Below are 18136 nucleotides of genomic sequence, written 5' to 3'. Positions count from 1 at the left end.
TTTTTCGGGTTGAGGCAATTATCATTCATTATGATTTTGTATTTGAAATAATTGATCATGGATTCCGTCGACTGGCAGCTGCTCGATGCGCTTCAGCAGGACTCGTCCCAAAGCAACCAATCGCTCGCCGAGCGCTTCGGCCTTTCCCCCGCGACCTGCCTGCGGCGTGTTCGCCGGTTGCGCGAGGCGGGCTGGATCGTGCGCGAGGCCGCGATCCTCGACCCCGAGCGGGTGGGGGCCCTGCTCACGGCGGTGATCGAGGTCTCCCTGGACCGCCAGGACGCCGGCGCGCTCGATGCCTTCGAGACGAGGGTCGTGGCCGAGCAAGCGGTGCAGCAGTGCTACCGCGTTTCGCCAGGGCCTGATTTCGTGCTGATCGCCACGGTGCGCGACATGCCCGGCTACCAGGCGCTCGCGCAACGCCTGTTCACCACCGACGCCAATGTGCGCAACGTGAAGGCCTTCTTCAGCGTCAAGCGCGCGAAGTTCGATCCGCGCGTCCCGCTGCCTAGCCCTTCGGAGCCTTCTGCGGCCGCTTCCAGTTCGCGAAGCTGACCTGCCGGCCGCGCGAAATGGTCAACACGCCAGGCTCGGTGCTCTTGGTGACGGTCGAGCCGCCCCCCACCGTGCCGCCGGCGCCGATGGTGACCGGCGCCACCAGCACGCAGTTGCTGCCCACGTGCACGTCGTCGCCGATCACCGTGCGGTGCTTGTTGGCGCCGTCATAGTTGGCGGTGATGCTGCCGGCGCCGTAGTTGACGCGGGCGCCCACGCTGGCATCGCCGAGGTAGGCCAGGTGGTTGGCCTTGGCGCCGGCCGCCAACGTGGAGTTCTTGACCTCGACGAAGTTGCCGATGTGCACCTCGGCACCGAGCCGGGCGCCGGGCCGCAGCCGTGCGAAGGGGCCGATGCGCGAGCTGGCGCCGACCGTCACGCCGGCCCTCTCCCCGTCGATGTGGGTGAAGGGATGGATCACGGCGCCGGTCTCGATCCGCGCATTGGCGATCACGCAGTTGGCCCCCACGCGGACGCCGGCGCCCAGCGACACCGCGCCCTCGAAGACGCAGTTGACGTCGATCTCGACGTCCGACTCGCAGGCCAATGTGCCGCGCACGTCGATGCGCGCCGGATCGGCCAGCCGCACGCCCTGCGCCATCAACGCATCCGCCTGGCGCCGCTGGTAGGCGCGTTCGAGCGCCGCCAACTGGGCCGGCGTGTTGATCCCGGCCACCTCCAGCGGGTCATCGATGCGATGCGCCAGCACGGGCACGCCGTCGATCGTGGCGAAGCCGACGACGTCGGTCAGGTAGAACTCGCCCTGCGCGTTCTTGTTGTCCAGCCGCGCGAGCCAGGGCTTGAGGAGTTGGGCCGGCACGGCCATCACGCCGGTGTAGACCTCGCGGATGGCGCGCTGCGTCTCGCTCGCGTCCTTCTCTTCCACGATCGCCTGCACCTCGCCTTCGCCTTCCGCGGCGGGCGCCCGCACGATGCGCCCGTAGCCGGTGGGATCTTCCACGCGGATGGTGAGCAGCGCGAGCCGGCGACCGGCGCTCTGGGCGATCAACGCGCGCAGGGTGGCGTCGCCGATCAGGGGCACGTCGCCCGAAAGCACCACCACCGTGCCGTCGTCGGGCAGGAGCGGAGCGGCCTGTTGCATCGCATGGCCGGTGCCCAGTTGCGGCACCTGTCGCGCGAATTGCGGCAGCACGCCCGCGGCACCGTCGCCGAGCGCAGCCTCGACGTCGGTCGCGCCATGGCCGGTGACCACCACCACCTTGCGCGCGCCGACGCGCGCGGCCGTGTCCACGACGTGTGCCACGAGCGCGCGGCCACCTAAACGATGCAACACTTTGGGCAGGCTGCTTTTCATGCGCGTGCCCTTGCCCGCCGCCATGATGACGACATCGACCGGTTCCCGGTTGTCCTGCGGAATCTTGTTCATGCCACTTTCTCGAATACGTTGGGTCTGGCTGGCGCGCATTATCGGCGCGCTGCTCGCCGCCGCCACGATGGCAGCCTGCAGCACCCTCAAGCTGGCCTACAACAACTTCCCCGAGCTGAGCTACTGGTGGCTGGACGGCTACCTGGATTTCAACGGCGCGCAGATGCCCCGGGTGCGCGATGACCTGGCCGAGCTGCTTGCCTGGCACCGCCGCCACGAGCTGCCGCGGCTGGCCGAGCTGCTGCGGCGCGCGCAAGCGCTGGGGCCGAACGATGTCACGCCCCAGCAGGTCTGCGAGTTCGCCGATCGGATCCGCGAGCGGCTGCTCGCAGTCGCGGTGCAGGCCGAGGGCCCGGGCACCGGCCTGGCGCTGAGCCTGGGCGAGGCCCAGCTGCAGCAGCTGGAGCGCAAGTATGCAAAGAACAACGCCGAGTACCACAAGGACTGGGTCGAAGGCGGTCCGGCGCGCTGGCAGAAAAAGCGCTACGAGCGGCTTCTCGAGCGCACCGAGGACTTCTACGGCCCGCTCGAGCCGGCCCAGCGCGAAATGCTGAAACAGCAGGCAGCGCAGTCCGCCTTCGATCCGCGTGCCGTCGACGCCGAGCGCCGCCGGAACCAGCACGAAGTGCTCTCGATGCTGCGCCGCTTCCAGGCCGAGCGCACACCGGCCGCAGAGGCGCACGCGGCCATTCATGCCTACGTGCTTCGCGTCGCCGACCCACCGCCGGGGGCGTGGCACGATCGTCAGCGGGCGCTTCAGCAGGAAGGCTGTCGCAACGTGGCGGCCCTGCACAAGACCGCCAGCGCGGCGCAGCGCGAGCAGGCGGTGCGCCGTCTGCAGGGCTACGAGCGCGACCTCGACGCATTGTTTGCCTCGCATTGAGCCGGATGTCACGCGAGCATATAGAACATTTGTTTACACTCAAACCGCAACGCTTCAACACGCTTCATGAACATCACGCTCTGCACGCTCTTCGAGAAAAACTATCACTTCGGCGTGGCGGCGCTGGCGAACTCACTGGTCGCGGCGGGCTACGAAGGCGAGCTCTGGGTGGGCTACCGCGGCGCCCTGCCCGCCTGGATCGTCGACGCACCCGCCTTCGATCGCGCCAGCGGCCGGCTGCAGGTGGCGCCCCGGCTGACGCTGTGCATGCTGGAACTCGACACGCCACTGCACTTCACCTACTACAAGCCCACCTTCATTCGCGAGATGCTGGAAAAGCACGCGCCGCAGGCTGACATCTGCGCCTACATCGACCCCGACATCGTGGTGAAGTGCGACTGGCCGTCGCTCGCGGGCTGGTTCACCGAAGACGGCATCTCGCTGGCCGAGGACGTCAACTGGTGCTTTCCGGCGCGGCATCCCAAGCGACTGCTGTGGGCCCGATTTTTCGCGCCGCACGGCGCCGCACCGCGGCGGGGGCTGGACCGCTACTACAACGCGGGCTTCATCGCGGTCTCGCGCGCGCACTTCGAGTTCCTGGACCTGTGGCGCCGGCTGTGCGACCTGGTGGTGGACTACAACGAGGGCGCCAAGCAGCTCAAGGCGGGTGGTTCGGCCGCGCTCTTCCATTCGACCGACCAGGATGCGCTCAACTTCGCGCTGACGGTGTGCGAGGCCCCCCTGAACACGGCCGGCCCGGAAGCGATGGACTTTGCGCCCGGTGGCTACTACCTCTCGCACGCGATCGGCTCGGTCAAGCCCTGGCACGGTGGCTTCATCGGACAGGCGCTGCGCGGGCGGCCGCCATCGCTCGCGAGCAAGTGGTACTGGCGCTATGCCAATGCGCCGATTCGTGTGTATTCCGATGGCGCGCTGCGCAAGAGCGAGCTAGCCTTGAAGATCGCGGCAGCGATCGGGCGGGTCTACAAGCGCGCCTGAGCGTCGTCCTTGCGCCACTCCCGCCAGCGCATTGCCAGCAGCGCGTACTGGTAGGCGAAGTTGGCCAGGCTGGTGGCAATGCCGAACCACAGCACCGAGCGCAGATCGCTCACGCCCACCAGCCACAGGAAGAGCACTTGCGTGATCAGCGTCACCGCGATGCTGTAGGTCTGGCCGGCTGTCGCGCCGCGAACCGAGAGGGTGCGAAAGGCAAAGCCGGATGCGTTCATCACGATGGATGCCAGGAAAACCATCCACACCAGCGGCGTCATGCTCGCGTACTGCTTGCCCAGCAGCAGAATCCAATATTCCGGGAAGACGACGGAGGTCAGCAGCACGGCTGTGCCCATGGCGAAGTAGGCCAGGTGGGCCTGCGCCACGATGGCGCCCAGGCGCGGGCCCATCGGCGCACGCGCGATCGCGGGGAACAGCAGCACGTTGGTCACGCGATCCACCACCATCAGCACCATGGCGAGCCGGCCGAAGGCACCCACCTCGGCCAGCATGCTGGCAGTGCCGAACAGCGATACCAGGAACACGGTGATCACTCCCTGCACCTGGTAGAAAACGCCCGGCAGCACCAGCGGCTTTGCGATGCGCAGGATTTCGGTGTCCACCTTTTTCGTGTCGCCGGCGTCCAGGTCCGCGTTGGGCACCTGCTGCGTGCGGAAGGCCCTGCGATAGAGCACCACGCTGACGAAGCTGGCGGCCGCCGTCGCAGCCACGATGCCAACCATCGACCAGGAGGTGATCGGCAAGAGCAGCACTGCGCCGACGAATGCGATGCGCACGCTGTACGAGGCGAGTGCGATGCGGTTCAGCGTGCCGATCTGGCTGAGGATCAGCAGCACCGTGCTGGCATAGTGTTCCCTGAGCGTGAGCAGGACCACCGACACCATCAGGACCGAACCGGCGAGGTAGGCGGCGCCGGACCAGCCGTGCTGCTGCGAGCTGTAGTACCAATAGGGCCCGACCAGCACCAGCCCCAGCGCCAGCAGCACCCATCGCTTGCGGAAGACCTGGTGGCACACGCCCACGACCCACGGCCGCTCGTTTGCACGCTGGCCCACGATGGGCATGCAGCAGTGTGCCAACCCCAGGTCCGTGACCCCGATGATCAGGGTCATGCAGGCCACCAGGAAGGTGTACGCCGCATATTGATCCTTGGGCAGGACGTTGACGATGAGCAGGCCGGCGATGCCGCCGATGGCCACGCCGAAGGTTTCGACGCTGCCGACCATGGCGATCTGGCGCAGACGGGGCAGGAGCTTCACGGATGAGCGGGCGACGGTCAATGGAGTTGCCGGCAGTTGCCGGTTCAGGCTTCGTCCACGTTGCGGACAGGGCCTCTACGATACGCGATGGCGGTTGCGCAACGGCGCCTCAGGTGTCGATAGCGCGCGCGCAGCGGGCGGAATGAACGTGCGGCGCGTATTCGTTCACACCTGCTTCAGATCAGGGGCGTGGGCTGCAGCGGCCGATCGAAGTAGTCGCCCAGCGTCTCGAGCGCATGCGGCTCGAGGATGCGCAGCCATCCGGCATCGAGCTTGTAGAGCCCCAGTTGCTGCAGCCGTCTCAAGGTCTTGTTGGTGTGCACCAGCGACAGACCCAGCGCATCGGCGATGTGCTGCTGGTTGAAGGGAAACTGGACCCAGCCCTCGCGCGCCATGCCGACCCGCTCGGCGCGCCGGTAGAGATGCATCAGCAGCATCGCGACCCGCTCGGCCGCATTGCGGCGGCCCGCGGTCACGAGGTTGTCGTCGACGATCTTCTCCTCGCGCGCCGCCAGCCAGGTGATGTGGTAGCCCAGCTTGGGCTGGGCATGGAACAGCTCCCACAGGCGGTCGCGGGCGAAGCAGCAGACCGTGACGTCAGTCACCGCCTCGACGCCGTGCGTGTGGCTTTCGGCGAACTCGTCCTGCAGCCCGACGAAGTCCCCCGGGAGCAAAAAGCCCAGGATCTGCCGCCGGCCGTCGCTCAGCGTCTTGAATCGGAAGGCCCAGCCGGAGTAGATCGTGTAGAGCAGCGGGCTGGGACGGTCTTCCTCGATCAGTGGGCGGCCCGCGTCGATGGTGCGCGTGCCGGTGCGGAAAGACTCGATGAGGCGCAATTCCTCGATCGTGATGGGCAGGAAGGCGGGAGTGGAGCGCAGCAGGCAGCGGTCGCAAGGGTTCTGACCGGTGGGCGGATGACTGAGCGCTGGATAGTCGAAAGTCACCTTCGGACTATAGGGCGGCGATCTATGTCTTTTCACATTTCGCTCGCTGCGAGGCACTCCTACACTGCGGGCGCCCTCCACCCACGAACGAATGACAGAACTCCACGAGATCCTCTATTGCAGCCTGCTGGCGCCGGACCAGCCCGCCTCCGTCGTGGGCCAGATCGTGGCCCGGGCGCGCGCCCGCAACGCGAAGGAGGGGATCACGGGCCTGCTGGTCTTCGACGGCATGCGCTTCTGCCAACACTTCGAAGGCCCGCGCCGCAACGTCCTGCACCTGATGGAGCGCCTCGACACGGACTCCAGGCACGTGCAGATGCGGGTGGTGTATGAAGGCGCGCTCTTGCAGCGCCGCTACCACGCCTTCGATCTTGGACTCGCCGAGGTGGAGGACAGCGAGGAATTCGCGGTCGTCGAGAAGTTCGACGGGCCGGAGGCGCTCGCGAGCTTTCTCGCGCTGCGCCCCCGGCTGGACATCTAGGCCGGCGCTCAGGCCCTTTCGGAGGCGGAAGCGAGGTCCCAGCTGTAGGTGGCGCCCTGGCCGTCCCACGGCTCCATCACGATGCGCTCGCCGGACTCGACGCGCAACGTCTCGCCCGGCGCCAGCACCAGGTCCTCGCTGCCCCATTGGGCAGTCGCGTCGCGCGTGACCCAGACCCGGCCCTGCCGTATGCGCAGGATGCTCGCCCCGGATGCCCGGAGACTGGTCGCTTCGCCCGCGCTCAGCTGCCACGCACCGCGGCGAACAGCCGGCGGAACTGCGGCCGGACGTGTCGCCAGGGCCGGGGACGTCGGAAATGTGGAAGTGGTGCAGGCGGCGGACATGAGGAGCTCCTGGAAGAGGGTTTCTTCGTCAGCGCAATGGCGCGCTTCGGGAATGAATGATCGACGCTGGCTCGGTCGCGGTCCAATGAAAACGCGGTACTCTACTGATTCCGCTTTCGCATCAATCCGCGGACCGCGGCCCCATCGCCATGCAGCATTCCCAGACCCACCTGCGCTCCCGCCCGATCTCCGCCGGCCACCTGCGCGCCTTCGAGGCGGTGGCCCGCCACCTGAACTTCCGGGCCGCCGCCGAAGAGATGGCGCTGACTCAATCCGCCGTCAGCCGGCAGATCCAGTCGCTGGAAGAAGAGGTGGGCGTCGGCCTGTTCCTGCGGCATACGCGCGCCGTCGAGCTCACCAGCGCCGGCGCCCAGCTGCTGCTGTCGGTGCAGCAGGCGCTGCCGCGCATCGACGGCGCGGTGCGCCAGATCCGGCAAAGCGCGGGGCGCAAGAGCGTCTCGCTCACCACCTTCGCCTCATTTGCCTCGATGTGGCTGATCCCGCGGCTGGAAGCCTTCCAGCGCGACAACCCCGAAATCGACATCCGCATCGACGCGAGCGATTCGGCGCTGGACCTGGACCTCGCTGACATCGACATCGCCCTGCGCTATGGGCCCGGCGAGAACATGCCGGCGGGGTCGATACGCCTGTTCGGCGAGAACCTCACGCCCGTGGCCAGCCCGTGGCTGATCAAGAGCAACCCACCGATCAAGACGCCGGCAGACATTGCGCGTTTCGCGCTGATCGAGGCCGGCGACGCGCACCGCACGCACCTCGAATGGCTGACCTGGCGTCGTTGGTTCGAGGTGAACGACCTGCAGCGCGCGCAGCCCAGGCGCTGGCTCTACTTCAATTACGCCTACCAGATGGTGCAGGCCGCGCTCACCGGCCAAGGCGTGGTGCTGGCGCGCAGCTCGCTGATTGCCGAGAGCCTGGCCAACGGCGACCTGGTGGAGGTGCTGCCGCAGCACCGCATGGATTCACCCATGGCCTATTGGCTGATCGTCGGCCCGCGCAGCGCCCAGCGGCCCGAGATCCAGGCCTTTCGCGACTGGCTGGAGGCGCAGGCGGCCACCACGCGAGAGACCATCGGGGAGGTGCCCGACCCCGATACCGTGGATCAGTTCGACTGAAGGAGCCGGCAAGCGGCGATTCAACCCACCGGCCAGACCACCCCGTTGTCGTTGAGGATCGCGTCCAGTGGCAGGTCATGCGGCTCCGGCTCGAAGTCCTCGAGAAAGCCGTTGGTGAAGCCCAGCCCGACGGTGAAGGGCCGGGGCTCCAGCGCCGCCAGCGTCCGGTCGTAAAAGCCGCCGCCGTAACCGAGCCGGTAGCCGCCGGCGCTGTAGCCGACGCAGGGCACGAAGAGCAGCGTGGGCACGATCAGCTCGGTGTCCTTCGGCTTCGGGATTCCGAAGGCGTCCTCTTCCATGGGGCAGCCAGGGTGCCAGGCATGGAAGGTCAAGGTCTTGTGCACCTTGTTCATGACCGGCAGGCCGATGCGGCGGCGCTGCGGCTCGCCCTGCAACTCGCCGTCTTCCTTCCAGCGGTGCAGCGCCGGCAGCGGATCGAACTCGCCCTTGATCGGCCAGTAGGCGCCGATCACCGTGTCGGGCCGGCCCACCAGCCAGATCCGCATCACCCGCTGCAGCAAGTCGGCGCGCGCCAGCCGGTCGGGCAGGGCAAGCCGCTGCGCAACAAGTGCAGAACGCAGCTGTTGCTTGAGAAAGTTGGCAGTTGCCGAGGTGTCGGCGCCCTTTGACTTGTCCATAATGCCCCGATGCAGTTCGCAAGCATTTTGTCACCTGCGCGCAGTCGTCCTCGCGCCCCCTTTCCCACCCTTCTTCTTTCGCTCGCATTCGCCGCCGCGGCATGGCTGCAGCCGGCACACGCGCAGAACGGAAGCGACGACGTGATCGTGCAGATGAAGCAGACTGCGCAGCGCGGCGACAAGGCCCGCCTGTCTGCCCTGTTGCCGCAGGCCCGCGGTCACCTGCTCGAGCCGTGGGCAGCGTATTGGGAGCTCAAGGCGCGCCTCGATGAAGCCAGTCCCTCGGAGGTGCAGGACTTCCTCACGCGCTACGCCGGCACCTACCAGGAGGACCGCCTGCGCAACGACTGGCTCATCCTGCTCGGCCAGCGCCGTGACTGGGATGGCTTCGCCGCACTGCACCCGGCGTACCGCATGAAGGACGATGCCCAGGTGCGCTGCTACGCCGTGCTCGTCGCGGCGCTGCGCTCGGGCAGCCCCACCGCCGAACAAGCCGCCGAGGTGCGCCGCAATTGGCTGGGCCAGCGCGAGCTCGACGACGGCTGCCTGAGCGCGGCCGACCGCATGATCTCGGCACGCATGATGTCGCCCAATGACGCCTGGAAGAAGGCGCGGCTGGCAGTCGAGGCAAACCGCCCGCAGGCTGCACGCGCCGCAGTGCTGCTGGCCGCGCCCGATGCGGTCCCGCAGTTCGACGAGCTCAATGCCAGCATGGCCAAGTTCCTGGCCGGCCGTGGCGTGGCACCGGGCAAGGCGCGGCGCGAGCTGGTGGTGCTGGCGCTCATCAAGATGACCATCGCCGACCCGGACATGGCCGCCTCCCAGCTCGAGAGCAAATGGAGCGTGATGCTCTCGCCCGAGGAACGCAACTGGGTCTGGGGCGCAATCGGCCGCCAATACGCGGTGAAGCTCTCGCCGGCCGCCGGCGGTGCCTTCGCCCACGTCACCAAGAACGCCGACCTGTCCGACGACATGCTCGCCTGGAAGGCCCGCGCCGCCCTGCGCAGCGGCAACTGGAAGGAAGTGCGCACCGCCATTGCCGCCATGAGCGAATCGACCCAGGAAGACCCGACCTGGGTGTACTGGAAGGCGCGCGCCCTGCAGGCGCAGGGCGGTGACGAGCGCCGGGCCGAGGCACGCACGCTGTACGAGAGCATTGCCGGCACCCGCGGCTTCTACGAGCTGCTGGCGCTGGAGGAGCTGGGCCAGCGCGCTAGCGTGCCGACGCGTCCCGCGCCGCTCACGCTCGAGGAGAAGGCGGCAGCGCGCAGCAATCCGGCGCTGGCCCGCGCGCTGTACGCGATCGAGATCGGCCTTCGTTCCGAAGGCGTGCGCGAGTGGAATTACGCGACCAACCTGCACGACAAGGGCGGCATGGGCGACCGCGAGCTGCTCGCCGCCGCGGACCTCGCCTGCCAGCGCGAGGTCTGGGACCGCTGCATCAACACGAGCGAGCGCACCAAGGGCATGATCGACGTCGAGCAGCGCTATCCCATGCCCTTCCGCGAAACGGTCGTTGCCAAGAGCGTGGAGATCGGCCTCGACCCCGCTTACGTCTACGGCCTGATCCGCCAGGAGAGCCGCTTCATCATGGACGCGCGCTCCGGCGTCGGCGCCTCGGGCCTGATGCAGGTGATGCCCGCCACGGCGCGCTGGACCGCGCGCAAGATCGGCCTCTCCGGCTTCACGCCCGGCCAGATCACCGACCGCGACACCAACATCACTATCGGCACCAACTACCTCAAGCTCGCGCTCGACGACTTCGACGGCTCCATGGCGCTGGCTGCCGCGGCCTACAACGCCGGCCCGGGCCGGCCGCGCAACTGGCGCAATGGCCCGGTGGTGGAGGCGGCGATCTGGGCCGAGAACGTGCCCTTCAACGAAACCCGCGACTACGTCAAGAAGGTGCTGGCCAACACCACCAACTACGCGGCCCTGATCACCGGCCGTCCACAGTCGCTCAAGGACCGCCTCGGCACCGTGGGTCCGCGCGACGCCGCCGAGCCCGAGCCCAGCAAGGACCTGCCCTGAGCGTGGCCCGGAAGTACACGAAGTGACAAGCCCCGGGAAGGTCGTCGAATGACCTGGTGGGATCAAATCGCAGCCACGGTCGCGGCCGAGTTCTCGGACGTGGGCGATGTCGCCCAGCTCACCCGCATCGCGGTGCGCCTGGTGCTGGCCTCGGTGCTGGGATTCGTGCTCGGCTTCGAGCGTGAGCAGCAGGGCAAGGCGGCCGGCGTGCGCACCCACATGCTGGTGGCGATCGGTTCGGCGCTCTTCGTGCTCATCCCGCAGCAGACAGGCATCGAGCCCGCCGACATGAGCCGCGTGATCCAGGGCCTGGTGGCGGGTGTGGGGTTCCTTTGTGCCGGCACGATCCTCAAGCAGGGCCGCGACGAGCGGCATGTGCAGGGCCTGACCACCGCGGCCGGCCTCTGGATGACGGCCGCCATCGGGATGGCCTGCGGTCTCGGCCGCGAGGTGACGGCGGTGCTCAGCACCCTGCTCGCACTGGCCGTGCTCTCGCTGGTGCCGCATGTGGTGAAGGCGGATGAAGGCGCGGCCGGCCCGCAGCCAGGGCGCGACGGCAAACGCAAGTTCGCTCCGCCGGGCAGCGATGAGGGCGACGACGACGCGGGCAGGCGCTGAGCATCAATTCCACGCGACTTCAGCATCAATCGCCCGGCGGCCGGGCACTAGCATCGCAGCCTTTTCCAGCAAAAACCGGAGATCGCATGCTCAAGCTCTACATCGGCAACAAGAACTACTCGTCCTGGTCGATGCGTCCGTGGGTGCTCATGAAGGAGGCCGGAATCGACTTCCAGGAGGTGATGGTGCCCTTCGACTCCTTCGATGCCGACTCGCACTTCAAGAAGACCATCGGGGCCTTGAACCCGGCCGGCCGCGTGCCCGTGCTGGTCGACGGCGAGATCGTCGTCTACGACACGCTGGCGATCTGCGAGTACCTCGCCGAGACCCACCCTGACCACGCCCTCTGGCCGCGCGACAAGGCCCTCCGCGCGCATGCGCGCAGCGTCTGCGCCGAGATGCACGCGGGCTTCGCCGCGCTGCGCACCCACTGCGGCATGAACATCGAGGCCGACCTGCGCGTGCAGGGCAAGATCATCCTTCGGGACCAGCCGCAGGTGCGCGCCGACCTCGCGCGCATCGTGCAGATGTGGAGCGGCCTGCTGGAAGCGCATGGCGGGCCGATGCTGTTCGGCGCGTTCGGCATCGCTGACGCGTACTTCGCACCGGTCGGGGTGCGCATCAAGACCTTCGGCCTGCCGGTGCCCGCCGGGATCGCCACCTACATCGAGCGCGTGCAGCAATTGCCTGGCGTCAAGGCCTGGATCGAGGAGGCGTTGGTCGAGAAGCGCTTCGTCGTCATGGACGAGCCCTACCGCATCACTGGCTGAAAGAACACGGACATCTCGCGTATTGCGCGTACCGATGTCCGCTTTCTCTCGACAGCTCGCGTGACGCCGCAGCACCTAAACTGAGGCGCATGCAAACCTACCTCGTCGGCGGCGCCATCCGCGATGCCCTGCTGGGCCGTCCCGGAAGCGACCGCGACTGGGTCGTGGTCGGCGCCACGCCCGAGGAAATGACCGCGCAAGGCTACCTGCCCGTCGGCCGCGATTTCCCCGTTTTCCTGCACCCCGAGACCCGCGAGGAGTACGCGCTGGCCCGCACCGAGCGCAAGAGCGCGCCCGGCTACCGCGGCTTCGTCGTCCATGCGTCGCCGGAGGTGACGCTGGAGCAGGACCTCGCGCGGCGCGACCTCACGGTCAACGCCATCGCGCTGCCGTCCGGCAAGGCCGGCGCCACGCTGGACCTCGCGCATGTGGTGGACCCCTTCGATGGCCGGCGCGACCTTCGCGAGAAGGTGCTGCGCCACGTGACCGATGCCTTCCGCGAGGACCCGGTGCGCATCCTGCGCGTCGCGCGTTTCGCCGCGCGCTTCGCCGACTTCCGCATTGCGCTCGAAACCATGTCGCTGATGCGCGAGATGATCGCTGCAGGCGAGGCCGATGCACTGGTGCCCGAGCGCGTCTGGCAGGAACTCGCTCGCGGCCTCATGGAAGCCAAGCCCTCGCGCATGTTCGAGCTGCTGCGCGAATGCGGCGCCCTCGCCGTGCTGCTGCCCGAGGTGGATCGGCTCTGGGGCGTGCCCCAGCCCGAGGCCCATCATCCCGAGGTCGACACTGGCCGGCACCTGATGATGGTGCTGGACATGGCAGCACGCCTGGACGCACCGCTCCCGGTGCGCTTCGCCTGCCTGGTGCACGACCTCGGCAAGGGCACCACGCCGGCGGAGGTGCTGCCGCGCCACATCGGCCACGAACAGCGCAGCGTGGGCCTGCTGCGCGAGGTCTGCGAGCGCTGGCGCGTGCCGGTGGAGCTGCGCGAACTTGCGGAGGTGGTGGCGCGAGAGCACGGCAACATCCACCGCAGCGGCGAATTCGGCGCGCTGGCGTTGGTGCGGCTGCTCGAGCGCTGCGACGCATTCAGAAAGCCGGCGCGCTTCGAGCAGGCGCTTCTGGCCTGCGAATGCGACGCGCGCGGGCGGCTGGGGATGGAAGAGCGGCCGTACCCGCAGCGGGAACGCCTGCGGGCAGCGCTGGCGGCCGCGCGGTCGGTGGCAACCGCGCCGATCGCAGCGCAGGCGCAGGCCGAGGGCGCGGCCGGAACGAAGATCGCCGAAAGTATCGCCCGGGCCCGCGTGACGGCCGTGGCAGAGGCTCTCGCGCTCCCGCCCTGAACCCGGATAGGAGTTGCGCGCACACGGGCAGATCGATGCAGCCCACCGCGCCCGCGTTGTTTCAATTGAATTGGTTTCTTGCCGTCCCCCCTGGCTCGCGGAGTCTGCTATGGTTTTCCCCATGCAGATGCCCCCCCACCTCAACCATGACGCCGCGCTCTTCCTCGACTTCGACGGCACGCTGGTGGCGATCGCCGAGACGCCGGAGGCGATCCAGGTGCCCAGCGCCCTGGTCCCGCTGCTCAGCGACCTGCATGACCTGCTGGGCGGCGCGCTGGCGGTGGTCTCCGGCCGGCAGATCGACGTGCTCGACCGCTTTCTCGCGCCGCTGCGCCTGCCCGCCGCCGGCGAGCACGGCGTGCAGCGCCGCGATGCCGAAGGCGAGATGCAGGAGCAGCGCCCGCCCGATCTGACCGACGTGCTGGAAACGGCCAACGAACTGGCCCGCATCTACGAAGGCCTTCTGGTGGAACGCAAGCACGCTGCGATCGCACTCCACTACCGGCTCGCACCGCAGCTCGAGGCGGTGTGCCGCGATGCCCTGCTGCGCACCATCACCGACCAGCCGCAGCTGGAGCTGATGCACGGCAAGTTCGTGTTCGAGGTCAAGCCCTCCGGCGTCAACAAGGGAATCGCGATCGACGCCTTCATGCGGGAGGCGCCGTTTGCCGGCCGCACGCCGGTCTTCGCCGGCGACGACACCACCGACGAAAGCGGGTTTGCCGTCGTGCAGCCGCGCGGCGGCGTGGCCATCAAGGTCGGATCGGGCCCCAGCCTGGCGTTGCACCGGCTGGATTCCCCGCTCGCCGTGTTCGAATGGCTGGTCGAAGCCCGCAAACTGCTGGCTGACACGCCGTCCGGCACCCAAGGAAAACCCGCATGACAAAAAACCTTCAAGAGGTCGAGCCCAAGGAGGAGGAACTGCAGCAGCGAAGCCGAGCCGGCGACTCGATCGCCGGCGCCGCCAGCGCCAGCGACAAGCCTGCCGACCACCCCCAAGCCGTGACCCGGCCGGCCGCGCGCGGCGGCTTCGGCCCCCCGGCCGATCCTTCGCTCAATCTCGGCGTGATCGGCAACTGTTCCTTCAGCGCGCTGATCGACGCGCGCGGCCGCGTGGTCTGGTGCTGCCTGCCGCGCTTCGATGGCGAGCCGGTGTTCAATGCGCTGCTGCACACGGGCGAGGACGCGAGCGCCTGGGCCATCGAGATCGAGGACTTCGCCTCCAGCAAGCAGTGGTACGAGCCGAACACGGCCGTTCTGCGCACCCAGCTCTTCGACAGCGCCGGCCAGGGCGTGGAAATCACGGATTTCGCACCGCGCTTCTACAGCCGATCGCGCTACTTCCGGCCACTCACCATGGTGCGCCGGGTGAAACCCATCCAGGGCACGCCGCGGGTGCGCGTCTCGCTCGCGCCGCGCTTCCAGTGGGGCAGCACGCCGCCGCAGATCACGCGCGGCAGCAACCACATCCGCTACGTGGGCCCGGACTTCGCGTTGCGCCTCAACACCGACGCGCCGGTCTCGCACGTGCTCTCCAAGCAACCCTTCGTGCTCTCGCGCGAGCACAACTTCGTGCTCGGCGCCGACGAGACGCTGATGGACGGCATCGCCGACACGGCGCGCCACTTCGAGCAGGAGACCATCGCCTACTGGCGCACCTGGAGCAAGCGGCTCGCGATCCCCTTCGAATGGCAGGACGCGGTGATCCGTGCCGCCATCACGCTCAAGATGTCCCTCTACGAGGACACGGGCGCCATCGTGGCCGCGATGACCACCAGCATCCCCGAGGCGCCGGGCAGCGAGCGCAACTGGGACTATCGCTACTGCTGGCTGCGCGATGCCTTCTTCGTGGTGCGTGCGCTCAACAGCCTGTCCGAAGTCGGCACCATGGAGGACTACCTGCGCTGGCTGGCCAACGTGGTGATCGGTTCGCACGGCGAGCACATCCAGCCGCTCTACGGCATCGGCCTCGAGCGCGAGCTGCCCGAGTCCTTCGTCGAGGGCCTCGGCGGCTACCGCGGCATGGGCCCGGTGCGTTTGGGCAACCAGGCGCAGGAGCATTTCCAGCACGATGTCTACGGCAACATCGTGCTGGGCGCCTCGCAGGCCTTCCACGACCACCGGCTGCTCAGCCGCGGCGGGGTGGCCGAGTTCCCGCACCTCGAGGCGGTGGGCGAGCAGGCGATCCGCGTCTACGGCACGCCCGACGCCGGCATGTGGGAGCTGCGCACGCGCGCGCGCGTGCACACCAGCTCGGCGCTGATGAGCTGGGCCGCTTGCGACCGGCTGGCCAAGGTGGCGCGCGCGCTGGGCCTGACGGATCGCGCAGCCTACTGGCACGGCCATTCCTCGCGAATGCGCGAGGAGATCCTCGCCAAGTCCTGGTGCGAAGAGCGCCAGGCCTTCGCCGAGAGCTTCGGCGGCCACGAGCTCGATGCGAGCATCCTGCTGATGACCGAGGTCGGCCTGATCGACGCGCGCGACCCGCGCTTCATCTCCACGGTTGAGGCCATGGAGAAGTCGCTGTGCGACGGCCCCTACATGCGCCGCTATGAAGCGGCCGATGACTTCGGCAAGCCTGAAACCGCCTTCAACATCTGCACCTTCTGGCGCATCGACGCCCTCGCCAAGATCGGCCGCAAGGCCGAGGCGCGGCAGATCTTCGAAACCATGCTGGCCGCGCGCAACCCGCTGGGCCTGCTGTCGGAAGACACCCACCCGGTCACGGGCGAGATGTGGGGCAACTTCCCGCAGACCTACTCGATGGTGGGGATCATCAACGCGGCCGTGCGGCTGTCTGCACCTTGGGACTCCTGCATATGACCATTACAAACCCATGAGTCGTCTCGTCGTCCTTTCAAATCGCATCGCCGATCCACGCAAGCCTGCTGCCGGAGGACTGGCCGTCGCGCTCGGCGAAAGCCTTCAGCAGACCGGTGGGCTGTGGTTCGGGTGGAGCGGCAACATCGTCGAGGATGGCCCCACTGGCGAAGGCGAGTTGCGCATCCAGCAGGCCGGCAAGGTCACGCTCGCCACCATCGACCTGAGCCGCGAAGACCACGACAGCTATTACCTGGGCTACGCCAACGACGTGCTCTGGCCGGTGTTCCACGACCGGCTCGACCTCGCGAACTTCGATGCCGGCTTCATCGGCGGTTACCGGCGCGTCAACCAGCTGTTCGCGCGCAAGCTGCTGCCGCTGCTGAAGAGCGACGACATCATCTGGATCCACGACTACCACCTGATCCCGCTGGCGGCCGAACTGCGCGGCATGGGCTGCCGCCAGCGCATCGGCTTCTTCCTGCACATCCCGCTGCCGCCGCACATCATCATGGCCGCGATCCCGCAGCACGAGTGGCTGATGCGTTCGCTCTTCGCCTACGACCTGATCGGCTTCCAGGCCCAGCAGGACGTGCAGCACTTCGAGCAATACGTGCGCAACGAGGCCAACGGCGAGGCTGTGGGCCGCGACTTGTACCGCGCCTACGGCCAGACGGTGCGCTGCAGCGCCTTCCCGATCGGCATCGACGTCGACGAATTCGCGGCCCTTACCCACGGCAAGGAGTCGCGCGACATGTACGAGACGATGCGGCGCGAGTACTCCAGCCGGCGGCTGCTGTTGGGCATCGACCGGCTCGACTATTCAAAGGGCATCCCGAACCGCGTGCGCTCCTTCCGCGAGTTGCTGGCCAACTACCCCGAGAACCGCCGCAGCGCGACGCTGATCCAGATTGCCTCGCCCACGCGCGAGACGGTGGATGCCTACGCCGACATCCGGCGCGAGCTCGAGGCGCTGTGCGGAGCCATCAACGGCGACTACGGCGAGCTCGACTGGATGCCGGTGCGCTATATCCATCGCATGGTGGCACGCAAGCGCGTGCCGGGGCTGTGCCGAGCCGCGGCGGTCGGCCTGGTGACGCCGCTGCGCGACGGCATGAACCTCGTGGCAAAGGAATACATCGCCGCGCAAGACCCGGCAGATCCCGGCGTGCTGGTGCTGTCGCGCTTCGCCGGGGCGGCCGAGCAATTGAGGGAAGCGCTGCTGGTCAATCCCTATGACACGCACGGCACCGCCGAGACCGTGCAGCAGGCGCTTCAGATGCCGCTGGAGGAGCGCCGGGAGCGCCACCAGAAGCTGCTGTCGCGCATCCGCGCACAAGACGTGCACTGGTGGCGGCGCACCTTCCTCGACGCGCTGCGCGAGGCGGAAAGCGTGCGCTAGCAGGCAGCAGGGCTCAGGCGAGCAGCAGGCGCAGCAGCCGGGCCACTGGCGAAGGCCGGGGCGCAGTACTCGACACCGGCTGCGGCAGGCTGTAAATCCGTGCGGGTGCCGAGGCGAGCGCATCGACCTCGACCCAGCCGCCGCGCTCGGCGACATAGGCCTCGCCTTCGTGGAACTCGTTCTTCACGGCGAACGCCGTTTCGCCGAACCAGGACGGCGGCGAAATGATCCGCACGCGACCTTCCAGCACCATCAGCGCGGTGCCGGCATCGAGCGCCACGCGCAACGACTGCCCGGGCAGGAGCTGCGTGGTGGAAGGGAAATCGGTGGACATCATGGCGGGCCTCTGGAGTGGTGGTGGTTGCTGAAATCGTAGGCAGCAAGCCGCTCGAAGAACAGGCACAGCCGGGGACGATCGAAGGCAGAACAGCCGCTCCTTCACCCCATCTGTTATGGTGGTTTTCGCCGCTGTCTGCATCTGTTCCCGCCACCGTCCTTCCCGCAGCATCGC

General features: G+C 68.0%; 18 protein-coding genes. 12 read left to right on the top strand and 6 right to left on the bottom strand.

Annotated features, from left to right (window positions below):
- The first annotated feature begins 57 nt into the window (after positions 1-57).
- Positions 58-555, top strand: a complete 498-nt coding sequence (locus G3W89_RS05170; RefSeq protein ID WP_162573091.1) for an Lrp/AsnC family transcriptional regulator — start codon at positions 58-60, stop codon at positions 553-555.
- On the opposite strand, the gene glmU is transcribed toward G3W89_RS05170, so the two are convergent.
- A complete protein-coding gene (gene glmU / locus G3W89_RS05165; RefSeq protein WP_162573090.1) occupies positions 509-1942 on the bottom strand; it encodes a bifunctional UDP-N-acetylglucosamine diphosphorylase/glucosamine-1-phosphate N-acetyltransferase GlmU in 1434 nt (477 codons plus the stop codon). The genes G3W89_RS05170 and glmU overlap by 47 nt on opposite strands.
- On the opposite strand from glmU, the gene G3W89_RS05160 reads away from it, so the two are divergent.
- Together G3W89_RS05160 and G3W89_RS05155 are read left to right on the top strand one after the other, a co-directional pair.
- The gene (locus tag G3W89_RS05160) at positions 1941-2825 is read left to right on the top strand and encodes a DUF6279 family lipoprotein (protein WP_232076340.1); all 885 of its coding nucleotides are present in this window, start codon (positions 1941-1943) and stop codon (positions 2823-2825) included. The two genes, glmU and G3W89_RS05160, sit on opposite strands and share 2 nt — an antisense overlap.
- Positions 2826-2891: 66 nt before the next feature.
- Positions 2892-3824 carry a hypothetical protein gene (locus G3W89_RS05155; RefSeq protein WP_162573089.1) on the top strand — a complete coding sequence of 311 codons (933 nt, stop codon included), beginning with the start codon at positions 2892-2894 and terminating at the stop codon, positions 3822-3824.
- On the opposite strand, the gene G3W89_RS05150 is transcribed toward G3W89_RS05155, so the two are convergent.
- Both G3W89_RS05150 and G3W89_RS05145 read right to left on the bottom strand, forming a co-directional pair.
- Positions 3809-5098: a hypothetical protein gene (locus tag G3W89_RS05150; RefSeq protein WP_162573088.1), complete on the bottom strand. Its 1290-nt coding sequence runs from the start codon at positions 5096-5098 to the stop codon at positions 3809-3811. The genes G3W89_RS05155 and G3W89_RS05150 overlap by 16 nt on opposite strands.
- 176 nt (positions 5099-5274) lie before the next feature.
- Complete coding sequence (locus tag G3W89_RS05145; protein ID WP_232076787.1) at positions 5275-5976, bottom strand: Crp/Fnr family transcriptional regulator; 702 nt, start codon at positions 5974-5976, stop codon at positions 5275-5277.
- A gap of 157 nt (positions 5977-6133) precedes the next feature.
- Here G3W89_RS05145 and G3W89_RS05140 point away from each other — a divergent pair, with 157 nt between their 5' ends.
- Complete coding sequence (locus G3W89_RS05140; RefSeq protein ID WP_162573087.1) at positions 6134-6523, top strand: BLUF domain-containing protein; 390 nt, start codon at positions 6134-6136, stop codon at positions 6521-6523.
- 8 nt (positions 6524-6531) lie between these two features.
- Here the strand turns inward: G3W89_RS05140 and G3W89_RS05135 are convergent, their stop codons facing one another.
- A complete protein-coding gene (locus G3W89_RS05135; RefSeq protein WP_162573086.1) occupies positions 6532-6867 on the bottom strand; it encodes a DUF2917 domain-containing protein in 336 nt (111 codons plus the stop codon).
- A 149-nt stretch (positions 6868-7016) separates the two neighbouring features.
- Between G3W89_RS05135 and G3W89_RS05130 the strand changes: the two genes are divergently transcribed.
- Positions 7017-8000 carry a LysR substrate-binding domain-containing protein gene (locus tag G3W89_RS05130; RefSeq protein ID WP_162573085.1) on the top strand — a complete coding sequence of 328 codons (984 nt, stop codon included), beginning with the start codon at positions 7017-7019 and terminating at the stop codon, positions 7998-8000.
- A 20-nt stretch (positions 8001-8020) separates the two neighbouring features.
- Here the strand turns inward: G3W89_RS05130 and G3W89_RS05125 are convergent, their stop codons facing one another.
- Positions 8021-8638: a 5-formyltetrahydrofolate cyclo-ligase gene (locus G3W89_RS05125; RefSeq protein ID WP_162573084.1), complete on the bottom strand. Its 618-nt coding sequence runs from the start codon at positions 8636-8638 to the stop codon at positions 8021-8023.
- 9 nt (positions 8639-8647) lie between these two features.
- Here G3W89_RS05125 and G3W89_RS05120 point away from each other — a divergent pair, with 9 nt between their 5' ends.
- From G3W89_RS05120 to otsA, 7 genes are all read left to right on the top strand, one after another.
- Entirely contained in the window at positions 8648-10669 is a 2022-nt protein-coding gene (locus G3W89_RS05120) for a lytic transglycosylase domain-containing protein (protein ID WP_162573083.1), read from the top strand.
- Between the two features lie 48 nt (positions 10670-10717).
- A complete protein-coding gene (locus G3W89_RS05115) occupies positions 10718-11287 on the top strand; it encodes an MgtC/SapB family protein (protein ID WP_162573082.1) in 570 nt (189 codons plus the stop codon).
- Between the two features lie 86 nt (positions 11288-11373).
- Positions 11374-12057, top strand: coding sequence for a glutathione S-transferase family protein (locus G3W89_RS05110; RefSeq protein WP_162573081.1), 684 nt, complete (start codon positions 11374-11376; stop codon positions 12055-12057).
- 89 nt (positions 12058-12146) lie between these two features.
- A complete protein-coding gene (locus G3W89_RS05105; protein WP_162573080.1) occupies positions 12147-13403 on the top strand; it encodes a multifunctional CCA addition/repair protein in 1257 nt (418 codons plus the stop codon).
- A gap of 121 nt (positions 13404-13524) precedes the next feature.
- Positions 13525-14286, top strand: a complete 762-nt coding sequence (gene otsB, locus G3W89_RS05100; RefSeq protein ID WP_162573079.1) for a trehalose-phosphatase — start codon at positions 13525-13527, stop codon at positions 14284-14286.
- Positions 14283-16226, top strand: coding sequence for a glycoside hydrolase family 15 protein (locus G3W89_RS05095; protein WP_162573078.1), 1944 nt, complete (start codon positions 14283-14285; stop codon positions 16224-16226). Before otsB ends, G3W89_RS05095 begins: the two co-directional genes overlap by 4 nt.
- 13 nt (positions 16227-16239) lie before the next feature.
- On the top strand, positions 16240-17625 hold the full coding sequence (otsA, locus tag G3W89_RS05090; protein WP_162573077.1) for an alpha,alpha-trehalose-phosphate synthase (UDP-forming): 1386 nt from the start codon (positions 16240-16242) through the stop codon (positions 17623-17625).
- 13 nt (positions 17626-17638) lie between these two features.
- On the opposite strand, the gene G3W89_RS05085 is transcribed toward otsA, so the two are convergent.
- Positions 17639-17962, bottom strand: coding sequence for a hypothetical protein (locus G3W89_RS05085; RefSeq protein WP_162573076.1), 324 nt, complete (start codon positions 17960-17962; stop codon positions 17639-17641).
- Between the last annotated feature and the right edge of the window lie 174 nt (positions 17963-18136).

Source organism: Variovorax sp. PBL-H6 (assembly GCF_901827155.1).
In the GTDB taxonomy this organism is placed as follows: domain Bacteria; phylum Pseudomonadota; class Gammaproteobacteria; order Burkholderiales; family Burkholderiaceae_C; genus Variovorax.
Note: the sequence above shows the minus strand (reverse complement) of the source record. Positions and strands in the feature narration are given on the sequence as shown.

Excerpts from the sequence above, each read along its gene's own strand:
- otsA (WP_162573077.1), top strand. The coding sequence starts at position 16,240 with ATGAGTCGTCTCGTCGTCCTTTCAAATCGCATCGCCGATCCACGCAAG.
- G3W89_RS05095 (WP_162573078.1), top strand. The coding sequence starts at position 14,283 with ATGACAAAAAACCTTCAAGAGGTCGAGCCCAAGGAGGAGGAACTGCAG.
- G3W89_RS05120 (WP_162573083.1), top strand. The coding sequence starts at position 8,648 with ATGCAGTTCGCAAGCATTTTGTCACCTGCGCGCAGTCGTCCTCGCGCC.
- G3W89_RS05140 (WP_162573087.1), top strand. The coding sequence starts at position 6,134 with ATGACAGAACTCCACGAGATCCTCTATTGCAGCCTGCTGGCGCCGGAC.
- G3W89_RS05130 (WP_162573085.1), top strand. The coding sequence starts at position 7,017 with ATGCAGCATTCCCAGACCCACCTGCGCTCCCGCCCGATCTCCGCCGGC.
- G3W89_RS05135 (WP_162573086.1), bottom strand. The coding sequence starts at position 6,867 with ATGTCCGCCGCCTGCACCACTTCCACATTTCCGACGTCCCCGGCCCTG.
- glmU (WP_162573090.1), bottom strand. The coding sequence starts at position 1,942 with ATGAACAAGATTCCGCAGGACAACCGGGAACCGGTCGATGTCGTCATC.
- G3W89_RS05170 (WP_162573091.1), top strand. The coding sequence starts at position 58 with ATGGATTCCGTCGACTGGCAGCTGCTCGATGCGCTTCAGCAGGACTCG.
- G3W89_RS05085 (WP_162573076.1), bottom strand. The coding sequence starts at position 17,962 with ATGATGTCCACCGATTTCCCTTCCACCACGCAGCTCCTGCCCGGGCAG.
- G3W89_RS05160 (WP_232076340.1), top strand. The coding sequence starts at position 1,941 with ATGCCACTTTCTCGAATACGTTGGGTCTGGCTGGCGCGCATTATCGGC.
- G3W89_RS05115 (WP_162573082.1), top strand. The coding sequence starts at position 10,718 with ATGACCTGGTGGGATCAAATCGCAGCCACGGTCGCGGCCGAGTTCTCG.
- otsB (WP_162573079.1), top strand. The coding sequence starts at position 13,525 with ATGCAGATGCCCCCCCACCTCAACCATGACGCCGCGCTCTTCCTCGAC.
- G3W89_RS05125 (WP_162573084.1), bottom strand. The coding sequence starts at position 8,638 with ATGGACAAGTCAAAGGGCGCCGACACCTCGGCAACTGCCAACTTTCTC.
- G3W89_RS05110 (WP_162573081.1), top strand. The coding sequence starts at position 11,374 with ATGCTCAAGCTCTACATCGGCAACAAGAACTACTCGTCCTGGTCGATG.
- G3W89_RS05155 (WP_162573089.1), top strand. The coding sequence starts at position 2,892 with ATGAACATCACGCTCTGCACGCTCTTCGAGAAAAACTATCACTTCGGC.
- G3W89_RS05105 (WP_162573080.1), top strand. The coding sequence starts at position 12,147 with ATGCAAACCTACCTCGTCGGCGGCGCCATCCGCGATGCCCTGCTGGGC.